The following is a 16,442-nucleotide window of genomic DNA, read 5'->3' as shown; positions in this document are numbered from 1 at the left end:
CTCTGCTGTTCCAGAGCTACGAGCCTTCGGCGTTGGGGTCGCGCCAACTGCGTTCAAAGGGCAGACGCCAGGCCTTCGGAGCGATGAGCTGGTGAATGGCATTAGGGCCCCACGACCCAGGCGCGTAGGAACGCACTGGCGGCGGTGACTCCATGAGCGGCTGGGAAATCTCCCACAGTCGTTCAATGCCATCAGCAGTGGTGAAGAGGGTGCGGTCACCGCGCATGGCATCAAGGATCAGCCGCTCGTAGGCCTCGAAGAGATCACCTTGGAAGCCCGTGTCGTGCATTGCAAACTGCATGCTGAGTTTGTCCAGCCGCATTCCAGGACCGGGTCGCTTGCCGTAGAACGACAGCGACATACGAGCCGAGTCCGCCAAGTCAAAGGTCAGGTGATCTGGTCCGTGTGAACCGACACCGGACCCGGCCGGAAACATGCTTCGGGGTGGCTCGTGGAAAGCGATTGACACAATGCGCTGACCCTCAGCCATCCGCTTGCCGGTACGAAGGTAGAACGGCACTCCTGCCCAGCGCCAGTTGTCAATGCTGCAGCGCAGAGCCATGAATGTCTCGGTATCTGATTCTTCTGCGATGCCTGGCAGATCGCGATATCCCAAGTACTGACCACGTACAACATCAGTGGGCTCCAAGGGCAGCATGCTGCGGAAGACCTTGTTCTTTTCCTCTGTGATCGCTGCTGGTGTGAGCTGAGTCGGAGGTTCCATCGCGATGAAGGCCAGCACTTGGAACAAGTGCGTCACGATCATGTCGCGAAAGGCACCTGTCTGCTCATAGAACTCCGCGCGCTGATCAATGCCTAAGGCCTCAGGAACATCGATCTGAATGTGATCGATGAAATTGCGATTCCAAATTGGCTCAAACAATCCATTTGCAAATCGGAAGGCCAAAATATTCAGCGCTGGTTCCTTGCCGAGAAAATGATCTATGCGGAAGATCTGCTCCTCGTCCAGGATCTCGTGCAGTCGTGTGTTCAGTGCAACTGAACTCTGCAAGTCAATGCCAAACGGCTTTTCCATGATGACGCGTGAGTGCTCGATCAGATTGGCCTCGTCCAACAGCGCAACCGCTGACAGCGCCGCCTTGGGTGGTACCGAGAGGTAGTGGAGTCGATGTGCGATTCCATCGAGCTGCTTGTCTGCGATATCGACTGCTTGAGCCAACGCAGCTGGGCCTTGAACAGTCGAGACGTATTGCAAGTCGTTGAGAAATGCCGACAACTCGGCATCTGAGAACTTGCGTGAATAGAACTCCCGCAAGGACTGACCGGCAACCTCGCGGAATTCTTCGACGCTCATCTCATCTAGCGACACACCAATGATCCGAATGCCTGGTACCAGGCCAGAGACGGCTAGATGAAACAGACCTGGAATCAGTTTTCTCTTGGCGAGGTCACCGGTCGCACCAAACAGCACGACGACCTGAGGCTCCTTGGGCCCGGCACCCGGGTGAATTTTCGCCACGTCCCGAATCTGTCAGTGGCATATTTCGCATCCGTTACGAAATGCCTACCAATCTGATGAACATCCGACTTCCGCAATACCTTCGACAAGTGTTGGAGCCAGAACAGCATTGTGCTGACAGTTGATCTCAGACGAGCGTGAAGCCGCCATCTGCCACCAGAATCTGACCAGTCGTGAAAGCAGCATCTGCCGAGGCGAGCATGTACACAGTGTTGGCCATCTCGCGGGCACTTGGGATGCGGCCGTAGGGAGTCTTACGCGCGATGGCCTGCAGAAAAGCTTCGGGTGCTTGCAGGAGATTGGGAGTTCCGATGTAGGCGGCTGCCACCGCATTCACTGTGATCTCCCTTGGCGCCAATTCTGTTGCCAAATAGCGCACCGAGACTTCAAGCGCGCCCTTGGCAACGGCCATCGGAAAGTAGCCAAGGCCTTGGGTCGGGTGAAACAGACGAGTGGTGGCCACACTGCTCGTGGCAATGATGCGACCAGTCCCAGAAGGCAGTAAAGGAGCGGCCAACTGCGCAATTGACATCAGCGCGAGGGGGCCAACTTCCATCGCACGAAGCCACTGCGCGCGATCTGCCGACAGCGGATCGGCGTTGGTGAGATGAAAGGCGTTATGCACGACGACGTCGAGTCCCTCAGTGAGTTTGGCGAGATCGGCAAACAGCGACTGGATTCCCTCGTCGGTTCCCATGTCGGCTTGGATGACGTGCGCAATCGAACCCCGAGTGCGCGCATTGTCGGCGACGGCATCAGCAGCCGCACGATCGTGCGCAAAATTGATGAACACTTCACAGCCTTCATCGACAAAGCGGTCCACGATCGCCTCACCCCAGCCCTTGGAACCCCCGGTGACCAAGATCTTGCGCGGTGCTGACGTAGCCATGACTAACCTCCACCATTCGTTTTGGGCAGGCTAACCGAGTTCGATGGCTTATGAAGCAGGAATGTACGTCACCTGCGTTGCCCCGCTCGAATCCATCAATGTGAGCCGATTTGCGTCGCGCTTGTAGCTGGTCACTTTTGCGAGTGCCGCAAAATACTGCTGCTCTGTGGTCATGATTGACTCCGGTTCGCAGGCCATCATGGTTGAGGCGGCCGGGCCGATCTTCAATGCGTTCTTGCCCGAAGCAGTGAAGGTCGCGGTGTAGGTATTGCATCCGCCGCTGCCTGAGATTCTGCCTTCGGTGTCGAATTTGGCCGTCACCCTCGATGTGTTGGCATCGCTGACAACCGCGGCCTTGCCGTTGTTGATGCCGGTGGCCACCCATGACGATCCAGCCAGTCCGGTCATACCGGCCTCGTAGGTGAGGACCGTGGAACTCTCCATCTTGAGCTGCAGCCTGGCGCCGATGGTGAAGTTGTCCACCAACGCCAGATTCGCCAGCACAGCACTTTCTTGAGTCGCTGCAGCGCCGTTGCACGCCATCATCGTCATTGGTCCAACTTCAATGGTCAGCGATGAACCTGAGCGCTTGTACGTCCCGTTGAAGCTATTGCAGCCGGTGGATCCCGAGAGCTTGCCGTCTGCGGTGAATTCAAGAGTGCCTGCAGAGGGAGCTGTGGTCGCCTTTGTCATCGCACCCGTGGACGATGCAAATGCGGTGAGCTGCCAAGTCGCGCCCACGAGCGAGGGACTCTTTGGCGCTGGTGCGGCAACTGCGCTGCTCGTTGAGGGGGCAGCGCTCGCCGAGTATGGAGTGGCGATCGGTTCAGATGGGGAGCTGTCTGAGTTCGACGCATCCGAACTGCACCCGGAGGCAAGGAGCCCCACCATGGTCAATGGAACTGCAATCAACAGATACCGGCGCCTGCGCATCAACATCGGGTCAGCGTACGTCAGTGGGGGCGCAAATCAAGGGCTTGGCTGCACGCAAAGATGGGACTGAAACCAAGTTGTTACCGATGCCAAAGCGGCGCGCAATCCGGGATCGCTATCGAGTGCATTGTGATCGGCTCCCGCAACGACGATCCACTCCTTTGTCGCCGGTATCGACTCAAAGATCGGCTCGATGGTCTCAATTGGCGCAGTGTCATCCAACTCACCGCTGATGAACAGGCAGGGGCAGTTCACGATGCCGGTGGCCAGTGGCAACAAGCGCAAGCTCGCCATGCAGTCAACGCTGGCGAGATAGAAGGAGTCCTTGCCCAAGCCGTGAGTTCCCTGCAAGGCACTAGTGCCGCCCTGCGACTGCTTCAACTTTGCGTAGCCAGCCGCGAATGCCGGGCTGAACGGGAAGATCTGCTCGATTGGGACAATCGCGGGTGCCTCGCCTCGATCGATGCGCCCGCGTTCATCGAGGACTTGTCGCTTCAGGGCAACCCAATCCCATGCAGGCCGAGCCGCGCGCAGCATGTCCGTGCCTGATCCGGGACTCGAGATGGCAGCCAGCGCGCCAAGGTCTGGAACTGAGGCAGCAAGCTGCAACGCGACAGGGCCGCCGTAACTATGGCCATAGACGCCGATTCTGTTGGAATCGACTTCAGCTTGCGCCTGGAGCGCTGCCAGGGCAATTCGAGCATCATTGGCACGATCCAACGGGTTGATCCACCCGCGATCACCTTCGCTCTCACCAAAACCGCTGTAGTCGAATCGCAAAGTGGCGATGCCGGCATCAGCCAAGGCTTCAGCTACCTCAGGCATCACAAGGTTGCGGACTCCCGACAGGCCCTGACACAACAGAACTCCAGGACTGGGCACGGATGTGTGCGCCCACTGAAATGTTGCGGCCAGTTGTTCACCGCGTTCATTGCTGAAACGCAGCTCCCGCGACAGGGCTGACATCCAGATGCCTTTCTTACTCGCCGAGCAGTTTGGCTTTCTGAGCAGAGAATTCCTCTTCAGTCAGGATGCCCTGATTCTTGAGGTCAGCTAGTTGCTTGAGCTGACTGATGACCTCGTCGGTCATCTCTCCTGCAGTTGGGTCAGCCGGCGCAACCGGGGCAGGAGCGGCAGCGGCCTGTTGAGCCTGGGCTTTCTGGGCTTGCCGGCCGCGCATGCCACCTGACACCGCCGTGGCAGTGCCCGCAACGACGGCAGTGGTTGCGGCAACGCGAATAAGGCTTGGTCCGCGACGAATCATTGGTGTCTCCCTAGATCAGATGTGGCAGTGAGGACAGGGTCAGCTTGTGAGCGCGGCTGCGGCTTCCAGGACGAATTCACGAGGGATGCGTTCATGAGCCACCACGCGACCCTTGGCATTCTCAATTGCGCCAGCCAGTCGTGCAGCCCAGGTGTTTTCCCAAAGAATCAGTCCAGCTGAGGAATTGGGTGCTAGTTCGGCAGCAACGGTCGCGATGTCATCTTCATTCAACAGGCCCTGAAGCTGATCGAAGCTGTCCAGGAATCCCAGTGCAACTTCGCCTTGCATCGCGTCGGCTTCCAGCCACACGACGTCACCATTCTCATCTTTGGTGATGAATACCAGATCAAGAATGCGCACGATTCCGGCCTGTGCCAGGGCAGCAATCTCAGGGGCAATTTCGCCGTTGAATTCATTGCCGGGGAACTCAACGACGAGATACTCAACTGGGCCGATTTCCATACAGGTCTCCTCTAGATCGTGGCGGGCGCAAGCGTAGTGTGCGCTGGCTCGCGCCAGGCGGTCTCGGTAGGCGAAATGTCGGCTTGATGCAAAGGTTTCGCAACTGTCTGCTTCGTCGTAGACACCCGTTCACAGCGGAAGTTATGGTCCCCGCATGTCAGTTGCATTCCTCACGCGCCGCATGCATGTTGATCTCATGCGCGTGACTTCAATGCGCTGTTGCTAGTCGCCTCCCCTTTTCGGCGACCCACCCCCCCCTGCTGTTGCTGGTGTTCCAGCGCTGCGCATTCACTCCCCTAAAGGAATTCATGACCACCACGACCGGCACCACCCGCCCCGCCAAATCCAATGGCCAATGGGCGGTGGACGGTGATGCCCCATTGAATCCCAATGAGGTCATGAAGCAGGAGGCCGACGGACTCTCGGTGCGTCATCGCGTGGAGACCATCTACGCCCTTGAGGGCTTTGACTCCATCCCGAGCGATGACCTTCGCGGACGTCTTCGCTGGTGGGGTCTGTACACGCAGCGAAAGCCCGGTATCGATGGCGGCAAGACCGCTGCCCTTGAGCCAGAAGAGCTTGAAGACTCCCATTTCATGCTGCGCGTGCGCTCTGACGGGGGTCGCTTGACTCTGGAGCAATTGCGCACCATCGCTGGCATCTCCAATGACTTTGGTCAGGGCACTGCTGACGTCACCGATCGACAGAACATCCAACTCCACTGGATCCGCATCGAAGACGTGCCAGAGATCTGGCGTCGGCTTGAGGCAGTTGGCCTGTCCAGTGCCCAAGCTTGTGGTGACGTTCCCCGCGTCATCTTGGGCTCACCAGTGGCAGGCGTTGCGGTTGACGAGATCATCGATGGCACTCCAGCGATCGAGCAGATCATCAGCAAGTTCCTCCTTGACCCTGAGTTGGCCAACTTGCCCCGCAAGTTCAAGTCGGCGATCAGCGGTTCACCGCGCTTGGATGTCGCGCACGAAATCAATGACATTTCCTTCGTCGGGGTGGTTCACCCAGAGCATGGACCGGGATTTGACCTCTGGGTCGGTGGCGGACTTTCCACAAATCCGCATTTGGCAGTCCGTCTTGGCGCATGGGTACCGATCGAAGATGTGCCCGAGGTCTGGGTCAGCGTGGTCAAGATCTTCCGCGATTACGGCTACCGCCGCCTGCGCACCAAGGCCCGCCTGAAGTTCCTGGTCTCTGATTGGGGTGCCGAGAAATTCCGCCAGGTGCTTGAGGACGATTACCTGGGTCGCAAGCTCATCGACGGCCCGTCGATTGACGAAACCGGCCAGCGCGACCACGTTGGCGTGTATCCACAGAAGGACGGCCGCAACTACGTCGGAGCCGCTCCCACTGTTGGTCGACTGTCCGGGGAGCGACTTGCCGCACTCGCCGATATTGCCGAGGCCGCCGGCTCCGATCGCGTGCACTTGACTGCTGATCAGAAGATCGTCGTGCTCAATGTTGAGCCAGCAAATGTCGAGGCGCTTGTCACAGCTCTTCGCACAATCGGGCTTGAGGTCTTTCCGACCCAGTTCCGCCGCAGCACGATGGCATGCACAGGTGTTGAATTCTGCAAGCTGGCCATCACCAACACCAAGGATCGTGCAACTGCCCTGATCTCGGAGTTGGAAGAGCGGCTGCCTGAGTACAACCTGCCGCTGGCTGTGCACATCAACGGTTGCCCGAACTCCTGCGCGCGGATTCAGGTTGCTGACATCGGCTTGAAGGGCATGCGTGCCCTGGATGCTGATGGCAACGATGTTGAAGGCTTTCAGATTCACCTCGGTGGCCGACTTGGTCATGAGTCGGGCTTTGGACGGACTGTCAAGGGCTTGCGCCTCCCAGCCGATGAGCTTCCCAACTACATCGAACGAGTGGTGAATCGCTTCACCGAGGAGCGTGAAGATGACGAGTCGTTCAGCACCTGGGCCCTACGGGCAGATGATGAGGCGATCAGATGACCGTTGTGCAAAGAAGTGACGCTCGCGTCCTACAAGCCGTCGCTCGATATGCCACCGCAGGGCTTGAGGGCGCCGACGCCGCTGAGGTGATCCGTTGGGCCGCAGATTCCTTTGCCGGGCGCGTGGTCTCGACTCAAGCCATGGCGAACACCTCGATGTCGCACCTCATCTCCACCATCGCTCCCGAGATTCCTGTGGTGTTCCTTGACACCGGCTATCACTTCCCTGAGACCCTCGCCACCCGCGACGACCTGGTGGCCCGCACCAACATCAACCTGATCACGATCACCCCAGTGCAGTCGATCGCTGAGCAAGATGCGCAATATGGCAAGGATCTCTGGGCGCGCGATCCTGACCTTTGCTGCCAGCTGCGCAAAGTGCTTCCGATGGAGGAATCCCTTATCGGCTACGAGGCCTGGATCACCGGACTGCGCATCGCCTCATCGCCGACTCGCGAAGAGGTTCCCGTCGTGCAGTTCGATGAGAAGCGTGGAGTGCTGAAGATCTCCCCCATGCTGCATTGGTCGGACGACGATCTGCTGCGCTACACCCTTGAGAACGATGTGCCGGTGAATCCCTTGATGTACAACGGATACCCCTCTATCGGCTGTGGTCCATGCACCGCGCGTGTTGCTCCCGGTGCTGACCCTCGCTCTGGACGTTGGGCCGGCCAGGACAAGATCGAGTGCGGCCTGCACACATGAGCAGCTACCCCATCTCGCTGAACCTGGCGGGTAAGCGGGTGATCGTTGTGGGCGCGGGCGCTGTTGCTCGAAGAAGAATCCCCGCACTGCTTGCAGCTGGAGCTCGAGTACTCGTCATCGCGCCATCGGTCGCCGAATCGATCCTCACGCTTAGCCAACAGGGCTCGATTGAGTTGACCATTCGTGGCTTTGAATCCGGTGACACCGCGGGAGCCTGGCTTGTCCACGCACTCACTGATGTCGCGGGAGTCAATGAGGCCGTCGCAGCTGAAGCCCACGCGGCAGGAATCTGGTGCATACGCGCAGATCAGGCTTTGCTTTCTGAGGCCTGGACTCCTGCATCTACCAGCGTTGACGACATCACCATCGCCGTGACTGCAGGAGCCGACCCCAGAAGGGCTGCAGCAATTCGCGATGCGGTCGCAGATCAGCTCAAGGACGGATCCTTACCTGTGCGACGCGTGCGTCCGTCCGATGGACACGTGGTGCTCATTGGTGGTGGTCCTGGGGATCCAGATCTCATCACCATCCGTGGACGTCGCGCACTTGCGATGGCTGATGTCGTCGTGTTTGACCGCTTGGGCCCTGTCAGCCTGCTCGAAAGCCTCGATGACGATGTTGAGTTGATCGAAGCCGGCAAGAGTCCGGGCCATCAGTCACTGACTCAGGATGAGATCAACGCAGTGATTGTTGATCGAGCCAGGCTTGGCAAGCGCGTCGTCCGTCTGAAGGGCGGTGACCCGTTTGTTTTTGGGCGCGGTTCTGAAGAAGTGCAAGCGTGCGTCGCCGCAGGTGTCACAGTTGAAGTGATTCCAGGCATCAGTTCAGCTGTCGCTGCCCCGGGCGCTGCTGGCATTCCTGTCACGCATCGCGGTCTGGCCAACGGCTACGTCGTCATCACTGGGCATCCGCTCGCAGATCTCGCACCTCTTGCACAATTGCAACTCACCCTCGTTGTACTGATGGGTGTGGCAAGCCTTCCCAGACTTGTGAGCGGCTTGGTTTCAGCAGGCAAGCATGGGTCAACGCCAGTAGCGATCATTGAAGAGGCCAGCTCCAGCAAGCAACGCGTGACTGTGGGCACTCTGGAGTCGATCGTGGATCGCGCTGAAGAAGTTGGCGTCCGCAATCCCGCAGTCATAGTGATCGGCGACGTGGTGTCCGTGCCAAATATGCTCTCTGCGCAGACGTCTTTGCACCAGGTCTCGAGCTAGATCATGGGCGAACTTGTAGTTCTGTTGGCGCATGGCAGCCCCGACCCGCGCTCCAGCGAAGCCGCTGCCGCTATCGCAGCCGACTTCGAGCGACATCTCCAGGGACCAATGGTGCGCATCGCCTACCTTCAGCACAACTGGCCCACTTTGACCGCAGCGATAGGCCGCGAACTGGACTCAGGCACCATCACCAAGGTGCGCGTACTGCCACTGATCCTCACTGAGGCCACCCATGCCATTCGCGATATCCCAGATGCCATAGCGCGCGCAGAACGTGACCACCGCATGACTCTTGAAGTCGGCAAGACCATCGGCATGGATCCAAGCCTTGGGCTCGCCCTTGAATCACTTATCCCTGCCGGAGTGCCTGTCGTGCTGGCATGGGCAGGCGGACGAACTCCCGCCGCCTTAGCCTCCACTCAGGCACTTGCAGAAACCTGGGCAGCACAAAGTGGGCGCGAAGTCGTCCTGGCCATTGTCAGCGAATCAGGGGACGCAATTGTGGCTGGTGTGCAGGACTTGCAGCAGCGCACCGGTCTGGCTCCAGTCGTAGCAACATTCACGCTCTTCCCGGGAGTGCTGACCGACCAGATCTCAGCGGCTGCCACCCGAGCCGGAACCAGCGCCACGACCCCCCTATGCCAACTGCCAAAGCTGATTGACATTCTTGACCAACGCCTGCACATCTCATCGATCGACCGTGTGCAAACCGCTTGACGCGAGGCTACGCGCGTAGAACGCTTCACTTGACCCGGGAGGAACACGTTGGATCTGTATGAACTGCGCCGTCAGGACTACACCTTGGAGGAGATTGGCCAAGAAGTCCTCGTTGCCTTCGGCGATTTCTTTCGCGATCAATGCCCCACTTCAGTAGTGCGAGACGCTGAACCTCTTGGCTTCGATCAGAATCTCTGGGATCGCCTCGTTGAGATGGGCACCTGCACCATGGGCCTGCCAGAGTCGGCCGGTGGCGATGGGGCCGGGGTAGTGGAGCTTGCTCTTGTTGCCGAAGAATTCGGACGGGCAGTGGCCCCCGTGCCATACATCGAGCATGTGGTCACGTCGCGAGCCCTAGCCTCGGCGTCAAATGCAGCCATGGATCAGGTGCTGGCTGGTGCCGCTGATGGCTCACACATCCTCGCGCTGGCAAGTTTTCCCATTCAGCCCGGTTCCAAGCAGTTGGTCCCGGCCGGTGCGATTGCCAAGAGCGTGCTCGGCCTGACTGGCGATGACCTGGTCCTGTACACCTTGGAGAAGTCGCCTGCTCATGTGCGAAACCAAGGTCACACACCATTGGCTTGGTGGGACTTCGATGCGGTCTCAGATCGAATCGTCATTGCGAGCGGAGCCAGTGCGCACAAGATCTACACGCGCGCCCATGACGAGCGAATGGTGCTCATGGCCAGTGCCCTTGTCGGCATGACCGAGGCTGCTCTGGCTTTGACTGTGGAGTTCACCAAGACGCGCGAGACGATGGGCGTGCTCATCTCGACCCTGCAAGGTGTGGCATTCCCACTGACTGACATCGTCACCAATATTGCAGGCGCCCGCAATATCGCTCGCAAAGCCGCTTGGTTCTTGGACAACGAACCTGACGAGCGTCCTGAGCTGCCGGCCGTTGCCATGGTCTACAGCGCGCAGACCGCAACACACGGCACCACCAACGCTGCCCATTTCCAGGGCGGTCTTGGCTTTACCCTTGAAGCGGACGTGAGTTTGTACTTCCTGCGCAGCAAGGGTTGGAGCGCACTCGCGGGCGACCCGAGCGCACATCTCGCCGAAATTGGCGACCACGTTCTGGCATCGGCCAAGTAGTTCACGGAAAGGAAGAGGAGCCCCCATGGATTTCGCACTCGTTGACTTGGACGAAGAGCACCGCGCACTGCAGCAGGAGATTCGCGACTACCTCACCGAGTTGTTCACGCCCGACGTCTTCGCCCAGGAGCATGAGTTCGGCGACGGCTTCAACAAGAAGGTGTATGAGGGCCTAGGCGCACGTGGCTGGCTGTACCCCGAATTGCCGGCGATTCAAGGTGGCGCCGACTTCACTCCCCTGCAGCAGCGAATCATGGATCTGGAACTGGATCGCCAGGATGCCCGCATCATGATGATGCGCGGCACCTCAAGCCTGCCAATGACCGCAGTGCGCAAGTACATGGCTGCCGAGGTTGGCGAACCGATTCTCAAGGCCTGCGCTCAAGGACAGGCCGTGTTGTGTCTGGGCTACTCCGAACCTGATGGTGGTTCGGACATTGCCAATGCCAAGGTCCGCGCTGTTCAAGACGGCGACATGTGGACCATCAATGGCTCCAAGATGTGGACCACAGGCGCACATGTGTCGACTTACACCTTCCTGGTGACCCGTACCGATCCCGATGCGCCTAAGCACAAGGGCATCACGATGTTCCTGGTGCCGCTGGACACCCCAGGCGTCACTATTCAAGGCATTCGCACCTTCAGCGGCGAGCGCACCAACATCGTGTACTACGAAGATGTCCAGATCCATGATCGTTACCGCATCGGCGGGGTCAACGACGGCTGGAGTGTTCTGCACGGCCCACTGGATGCCGAACACAGCATCGGAGTGGATATGTCAGATGGGTTGACGGACCTTTCCATCGGCGCTGGCTTCTGCAAGGTACTTGCCGACTCGATCTTTGAAGTAGCTGAGTGGGCGAAGAAGACCACAGGTCCAGATGGTCGCAGCATGGCCGAGGATGCGCGCGTTCGCGAGCGTCTTGGCGCTGCATTGGTTGAATACGAAGCCGGCATCAGCACACCTGGTCCCATGGGTCGCGTTCGCGCTTCGGATGCACTCGTCAAGCAGTCGGCCATTCTGCAGGACCTGCTTGGCCCAGCTGGCTTGCTGCCGATGAGTGAAGAGGGCAGCGTCGGCAATGGCGAGGCCGAGTACGCACATCGATTTGCGCAGGGCACCGGCACCTACGGCGGTACCGTCGAGGTCTTCCGGACGATCATTGCCCAGCATGTGCTGGGACTTCCCAAGGCTTCCTACCCAGGCTCGAAGGTGTTCCTCGCGGGCAAGAAGAAGAGCTAACCGCGAGATTTCATACGCGCAGGCGGAAGCTCAGGGGCCAAGATTGGCTCCTGAGCTTCTCCATTTGGCCATCCGAAAATTGGGTGATCCGCGGGCTGTCTCGAGAGCGTTCGATTCTCCGCATTCCATTGCTGCTGAAACTGGACGATCTCCTCATGCGATCGACCGATGAAGTTCCACCACATGACGATGGATTCACCCAGCGGTTCACCTCCAATAACAACTACTCGCGAATCAGCATCTGCATGCAGGCGGATAGTCGATGAGCCAGGTCGCACGTATGCCAGATGATGAAGACCGACATCAACCCCCTCAACAGTCACGGCTCCCGAATCAATTAGGAAGCCGTGCTCATGGCGCGCATCGACTTCCAGTTCAAGCGTGGTGCCAGCCGTCAGCACGAGTTCTGCTCCAAGCAGGGACGTGTATGTCGTGACGGGCGAAGTGCTGCCGAGCAGTGATCCAAGAAACACCCAAGCCTGCACTCCGTTGTGTCTGACAAGCTCCGGTGCATAGTGCTCAAAGCCTGGTTCACGCCAACGATGTGCGTCTGGAAGCGCCACCCACAACTGGACTCCGTGCAATGGCCCACTGCCGGCTGATGGCGTTTCGGAATGACTGATACCCCGGCCAGCAGTCATCAGGTTCACTTCACTGGGACGCACCTTGGCCACCGTGCCGGCACTGTCACGATGGTCGATTGAGCCCGAGAAGAGCCAACTGACCGTTTGCAGACCAGTGTGCGGATGTGCACGAACCGACATGCCCGACGAATGCTCAGCATCAACTGGCCCGTAATGATCAAGAAAGCACCAGGCTCCGATGAGGCTGCGGGCGCGCGTCGGCAGCGTGCGACGCACGGGCAGTCCTTCATCAGAGCCAAGTGCGACTTCATGAGGTCCGATGACCTCGACAAGGGTCACGCGTCACCCGCGCGTTCTCAAAGCGAATTCTCAAACACGATGCGGCTGGATCGCATCGGCCGGGATGACTCCAAGCCTTCCGGCCTGGAAGTCCTCGAAGGCTTCGACAATCTCGGCTTGAGTGCTCATGACGAAGGGTCCGTAGGCCACAACGGGCTCGCGCAATGGCTCGCCACCGATGATGAAGAGTTCGAAGTTCGGCGAACGTGACTCCTGCTTCTGCGCAGCAGTGATCCGCAGTGCTGTTCCATATTGCATGAGGGCCGTCTGACCCGCTGACAATGGACGTTGCTCAATGCCAACTGAACCTGATCCGGCAAGTGCGTAGACGATCGAGTTGAAACTCGGACTCCACGGAATGTCGATCTGCGCACCAGGCGCCAGGGTCAGATGTGCGATCGACAAGGGCGTGTGGGAGATGCCCGGGCCCTTGTGTCCGTCGATTTCGCCGGCGAGCACCCGGAGCACTGCACCGCCGTCGGCACTGGTCAGCAGAGCCGAATCTGCGCCTTGCAGATCTTGGTATTGCGGGTCAATGCGCTTCTTGTTTCGAGGAAGGTTGATCCACAGCTGCAGCCCGTGGAACAAGCCGCCGGACTCCACGAGCTGAGCTGGTGGAGTTTCAATGTGCAAGATGCCATTGCCAGCCGTCATGTACTGCGTGCCGCCGTCCAGGATGAGCCCGCCGCCGCCATTGGAGTCCTGATGGATGAACTGACCGTCAATGAGATAGGTGAAGGTCTCAAAACCACGGTGTGGATGCCATGGCGTGCCCTTGGGCTCTCCCGGCGCGTACTCCACCTCTCCCATCTGGTCCATGTGGATGAAGGGGTCAAGGTCGGCCGAACTGATGCCGTAGAAGGCACGGCGGACAGGGAAACCCTCGCCCTCAAAGCCTCGGGGTGCAGTGGTGACGCTGGTTACCGTGCGTTGATCTGCAGCGGGATCCGCGCTCACGCGAGGCAGGGTCAGCGGGTCAGCAGAGATGGCAGCCATGGTGGCTCCTTTCGACAGAAAGTAGTTTATCATTCAACTACCTACGGCACAAGTGCCGGCCCGCCTCACAAGAAGCCCTCATAGCCCATACTTGGTCAGTGTCCACCGCAGCCGAAGATCCCGTGGAGAGTGCGGTTGACCGGGCCCTGAAGCCGCTGCGCGACGACGCCGTTCGAGATGTCGAGGCGATCTTGGACGCAGCCCTCATAGTTGCCGAGAAGTCCACGCCTGCTGCTCCTCGCGTGGCCGACATCGTGGCGGAGGCCGGGACCTCGAATCAGGCGTTCTACCGGTATTTCACCGGCAAGGAAGACCTCATGCAGGCAGTAATGGCCCGCGGCCTTCGTCGGGTGCGTGCCTACCTTGAATACCGAATGGCCAAGTCCAGCGATCCGCAGGCGCAGATCGAGCTGTGGATCCGCGGCCTTCTCACCCAGGCCACCAATCAAACCGCTGCCCGACAAGGCGCTGCAGTGCGCGAGATCCTCGCTGGCTCACATCGCAGTCCTGATACCCGAACTGCAGAAGCCACCAATGCGCTCTGGGATCTCCTCCTGGTGCCACTCAATGCACTTGGCAGTGCCAAGCCTGAACTCGACGCCTCTGTCATTCACGAGGCAACGATGGGCACTATGTCGCGCCATCTGCAGGCACAAACAGCGCCATCCGAAGACGAGTGCGACCACCTCGTCTCCTTCTGCCTGCACGGCTTGAATCTGCCGGCCTGACCCGCGTGGAACTTGATCGATCTGTTCTCGTTGACGGAGCGCATATTCGCTACAGCGTTACCGGGGCTGGCACCGAAACACTCGTGGTGATCCACGGAGCCGGAGCCCACCACATGTGGTTCTATCGCATGTTCCCCGAGCTGGAGCGCGGCTGGCGCTTGATCAGCATTGACTTCAGCGGGCATGGCGCCAGCGACCATCGCACTGCCTACTCAGTTGAGCTGTGGGCGCAGGAGATCGCAGCAATCATCACTGCCGAAGATGCAGCTCCTGCCGTCGTGGTGGGTCACAGCATGGGCGCACGCATTGGAGTTGCGCTGGCTGCGCAGCATCCTGAACTCGTCAGCCGTTTGGTGATGCTCGATGGCAATGTTCGCTCGCCTGCTGAATACCCAAGACCCGGGGAACGTCCTGGTCCTCGCGCGCATCGCGTCTTTGCCAACAGAGAAGAAGCCATCGCCCGTTTCCGCCTGGTACCAGGACAAGATGCCCCTGCCGAAGATCTCCTGACCCCGCTGGCCGAATACTCCTTGGGCCAGGTCGATGGTGGCTGGACGTGGCGGCACGACTGGAACAGTCCTACGACGCCCTACGACGAATACATCAATGGCTGCATCGCGAAACTGACGATGCCGGTCACCTTCGCTTACGGAACGGCAAGCCCGATCGTCACCGACGCCAAAGCTCAGTACTTCGTGTCATTGGCCAAGATCGACGTCACCATCGTGCCCATTGAAGAAGGGCAGCACCACCTGATGCTCGACAAGCCCGATGAATGCATCGCGGCAATCAGCGCCAGCTGACTACTGCATCCGAATGACAACCTTGCCTGTCGACTTGCGATCGGCAACGAACTGCAGCGCTTCTCTGGCTTGATCAAGTGAGAACACATCAGAGATGTGGGGCACTACGCCTTGGCTCACCATCGCGTTCAGGGCAGCGTCACCCTCGGCAACCTCATTGGGCAAGTGCTCACTGACCGTACGGATCTCAAATCCCTTGATGATTCCGCCCTTGAGCAACACCAGATTCAATGGGATGCGCGGGATGTCGCCCTGAGCAAAACCCACGACCACGAATACCCCGCCCCATGCAATGCCTCGGAAGGCTTCTTCGGCATACGGGCCGCCAACCGGATCGATGATGAGATCTGCACCGGAGCCAGTGATTGCCTTGATGCGCTCCTTGAGACTCTCCGTTGTGTAGTTGATCCCAGCCACTGCTCCGAGTTTGGCGCAAATCTCAAGTCGTTCATCACTGGCCGCAACCGCGATAACGCGAGCACCCAAGCGCGTGGCAAGGTCGACACAGGCTGTTCCCACTCCGCCGGCAGCACCAAGCACGACCACCCAGTCATCGGCCTTGAGTTCACCAACGGTCACCAATGCGTGATAAGCCGTCCGATAGGTCACGCTGAATGCGGCCGCCTGCTCGAGAGTCAATCCGACCGGGATCGGCTTCAGCGATGAAGCAGCAACGCACACCTGTTCGGCGAAAGACCCGACAAAGGATCCACCCATCACCTGGTCCCCAACACGAACATTGGTGACATTGGCTCCAATGGAGATCACCTCGCCGGCAAACTCGCTGCCAGGCGTGAATGGTGTTGGGATGGACACTTGATAGAGGTTCTCCATGATCAGCAGATCAGGAAAATTGATTGCCGCAGCACGAACAGCCACTACTGCATCATCGGGACCAGCGACAGGATCAGGCAGTTCGAGGATCGAAAGACTCGAAGGCGGACCGTAACTTTCACACACAACTGCCCGCACTTCGTCTCCTTGATCTTCGGTCTCGATGCAATGCAGAGTGAAG

17 protein-coding genes are annotated in these 16,442 nt (G+C 59.2%); 8 read left to right on the top strand and 9 right to left on the bottom strand.

Annotated features, from left to right (window positions below):
• Positions 1-16: 16 nt before the first annotated feature.
• The 6 genes from zwf to Q8M73_05995 all read right to left on the bottom strand — a co-directional run bounded on the left by zwf (position 17) and on the right by Q8M73_05995 (position 5,028).
• Entirely contained in the window at positions 17-1,480 is a 1,464-nt protein-coding gene (gene zwf, locus Q8M73_06020; protein ID MDP2288106.1) for a glucose-6-phosphate dehydrogenase, read from the bottom strand.
• Between the two features lie 127 nt (positions 1,481-1,607).
• Positions 1,608-2,369, bottom strand: coding sequence for an SDR family oxidoreductase (locus Q8M73_06015; GenBank protein MDP2288105.1), 762 nt, complete (start codon positions 2,367-2,369; stop codon positions 1,608-1,610).
• Positions 2,370-2,417: 48 nt separating this feature from the next.
• On the bottom strand, positions 2,418-3,308 hold the full coding sequence (locus tag Q8M73_06010; GenBank protein MDP2288104.1) for an META domain-containing protein: 891 nt from the start codon (positions 3,306-3,308) through the stop codon (positions 2,418-2,420).
• Between the two features lie 30 nt (positions 3,309-3,338).
• Positions 3,339-4,268, bottom strand: coding sequence for an alpha/beta hydrolase (locus tag Q8M73_06005; GenBank protein ID MDP2288103.1), 930 nt, complete (start codon positions 4,266-4,268; stop codon positions 3,339-3,341).
• Positions 4,269-4,281: 13 nt separating this feature from the next.
• Positions 4,282-4,566 (bottom strand): SHOCT domain-containing protein, encoded by a 285-nt coding sequence (locus Q8M73_06000; protein MDP2288102.1) that lies wholly within the window; start codon positions 4,564-4,566, stop codon positions 4,282-4,284.
• A gap of 39 nt (positions 4,567-4,605) precedes the next feature.
• Positions 4,606-5,028, bottom strand: a complete 423-nt coding sequence (locus Q8M73_05995) for a DUF6325 family protein (GenBank protein MDP2288101.1) — start codon at positions 5,026-5,028, stop codon at positions 4,606-4,608.
• A gap of 308 nt (positions 5,029-5,336) precedes the next feature.
• Between Q8M73_05995 and Q8M73_05990 the strand changes: the two genes are divergently transcribed.
• The 6 genes from Q8M73_05990 to Q8M73_05965 are packed head-to-tail and all read left to right on the top strand — an operon-like array spanning position 5,337 to position 11,977.
• A complete protein-coding gene (locus Q8M73_05990; GenBank protein ID MDP2288100.1) occupies positions 5,337-7,001 on the top strand; it encodes a nitrite/sulfite reductase in 1,665 nt (554 codons plus the stop codon).
• Positions 6,998-7,705, top strand: coding sequence for a phosphoadenylyl-sulfate reductase (locus Q8M73_05985; GenBank protein ID MDP2288099.1), 708 nt, complete (start codon positions 6,998-7,000; stop codon positions 7,703-7,705). Before Q8M73_05990 ends, Q8M73_05985 begins: the two co-directional genes overlap by 4 nt.
• Positions 7,702-8,919, top strand: coding sequence for a uroporphyrinogen-III C-methyltransferase (gene cobA, locus Q8M73_05980; GenBank protein ID MDP2288098.1), 1,218 nt, complete (start codon positions 7,702-7,704; stop codon positions 8,917-8,919). Before Q8M73_05985 ends, cobA begins: the two co-directional genes overlap by 4 nt.
• Before the next feature lie 3 nt (positions 8,920-8,922).
• On the top strand, positions 8,923-9,636 hold the full coding sequence (locus Q8M73_05975) for a CbiX/SirB N-terminal domain-containing protein (GenBank protein ID MDP2288097.1): 714 nt from the start codon (positions 8,923-8,925) through the stop codon (positions 9,634-9,636).
• A 48-nt stretch (positions 9,637-9,684) separates the two neighbouring features.
• Positions 9,685-10,734 carry an acyl-CoA dehydrogenase family protein gene (locus Q8M73_05970; protein MDP2288096.1) on the top strand — a complete coding sequence of 350 codons (1,050 nt, stop codon included), beginning with the start codon at positions 9,685-9,687 and terminating at the stop codon, positions 10,732-10,734.
• A gap of 25 nt (positions 10,735-10,759) precedes the next feature.
• Positions 10,760-11,977 carry an acyl-CoA dehydrogenase family protein gene (locus tag Q8M73_05965; GenBank protein MDP2288095.1) on the top strand — a complete coding sequence of 406 codons (1,218 nt, stop codon included), beginning with the start codon at positions 10,760-10,762 and terminating at the stop codon, positions 11,975-11,977.
• Here the strand turns inward: Q8M73_05965 and Q8M73_05960 are convergent.
• Both Q8M73_05960 and Q8M73_05955 read right to left on the bottom strand, forming a co-directional pair.
• Positions 11,974-12,900 (bottom strand): pirin family protein, encoded by a 927-nt coding sequence (locus tag Q8M73_05960; GenBank protein ID MDP2288094.1) that lies wholly within the window; start codon positions 12,898-12,900, stop codon positions 11,974-11,976. The genes Q8M73_05965 and Q8M73_05960 overlap by 4 nt on opposite strands.
• Before the next feature lie 30 nt (positions 12,901-12,930).
• The gene (locus Q8M73_05955) at positions 12,931-13,896 is read right to left on the bottom strand and encodes a pirin-like C-terminal cupin domain-containing protein (protein ID MDP2288093.1); all 966 of its coding nucleotides are present in this window, start codon (positions 13,894-13,896) and stop codon (positions 12,931-12,933) included.
• A gap of 98 nt (positions 13,897-13,994) precedes the next feature.
• On the opposite strand from Q8M73_05955, the gene Q8M73_05950 reads away from it, so the two are divergent.
• The gene (locus tag Q8M73_05950; GenBank protein MDP2288092.1) at positions 13,995-14,624 is read left to right on the top strand and encodes a helix-turn-helix domain-containing protein; all 630 of its coding nucleotides are present in this window, start codon (positions 13,995-13,997) and stop codon (positions 14,622-14,624) included.
• Between the two features lie 5 nt (positions 14,625-14,629).
• Entirely contained in the window at positions 14,630-15,427 is a 798-nt protein-coding gene (locus Q8M73_05945; GenBank protein ID MDP2288091.1) for an alpha/beta hydrolase, read from the top strand.
• On the opposite strand, the gene Q8M73_05940 is transcribed toward Q8M73_05945, so the two are convergent.
• Positions 15,428-16,399, bottom strand: coding sequence for an NADPH:quinone oxidoreductase family protein (locus tag Q8M73_05940; protein MDP2288090.1), 972 nt, complete (start codon positions 16,397-16,399; stop codon positions 15,428-15,430).
• Positions 16,400-16,442: the final 43 nt, after the last annotated feature.

It is taken from the genome of Actinomycetota bacterium, from assembly GCA_030684515.1.
GTDB lineage: Bacteria > Actinomycetota > Actinomycetes > S36-B12 > S36-B12 > UBA11398.
This window is presented reverse-complemented; position numbering and strand designations above follow the sequence as displayed.

Coding starts and splice junctions, on each gene's coding strand:
- cobA (MDP2288098.1), top strand. CDS start 7,702: ATGAGCAGCTACCCCATCTCGCTGAACCTGGCGGGTAAGCGGGTGATC.
- Q8M73_06015 (MDP2288105.1), bottom strand. CDS start 2,369: ATGGCTACGTCAGCACCGCGCAAGATCTTGGTCACCGGGGGTTCCAAG.
- Q8M73_06000 (MDP2288102.1), bottom strand. CDS start 4,566: ATGATTCGTCGCGGACCAAGCCTTATTCGCGTTGCCGCAACCACTGCC.
- Q8M73_06005 (MDP2288103.1), bottom strand. CDS start 4,268: ATGTCAGCCCTGTCGCGGGAGCTGCGTTTCAGCAATGAACGCGGTGAA.
- Q8M73_05975 (MDP2288097.1), top strand. CDS start 8,923: ATGGGCGAACTTGTAGTTCTGTTGGCGCATGGCAGCCCCGACCCGCGC.
- Q8M73_06010 (MDP2288104.1), bottom strand. CDS start 3,308: ATGTTGATGCGCAGGCGCCGGTATCTGTTGATTGCAGTTCCATTGACC.
- Q8M73_05995 (MDP2288101.1), bottom strand. CDS start 5,028: ATGGAAATCGGCCCAGTTGAGTATCTCGTCGTTGAGTTCCCCGGCAAT.
- Q8M73_05985 (MDP2288099.1), top strand. CDS start 6,998: ATGACCGTTGTGCAAAGAAGTGACGCTCGCGTCCTACAAGCCGTCGCT.
- Q8M73_05965 (MDP2288095.1), top strand. CDS start 10,760: ATGGATTTCGCACTCGTTGACTTGGACGAAGAGCACCGCGCACTGCAG.
- Q8M73_05990 (MDP2288100.1), top strand. CDS start 5,337: ATGACCACCACGACCGGCACCACCCGCCCCGCCAAATCCAATGGCCAA.
- Q8M73_05955 (MDP2288093.1), bottom strand. CDS start 13,896: ATGGCTGCCATCTCTGCTGACCCGCTGACCCTGCCTCGCGTGAGCGCG.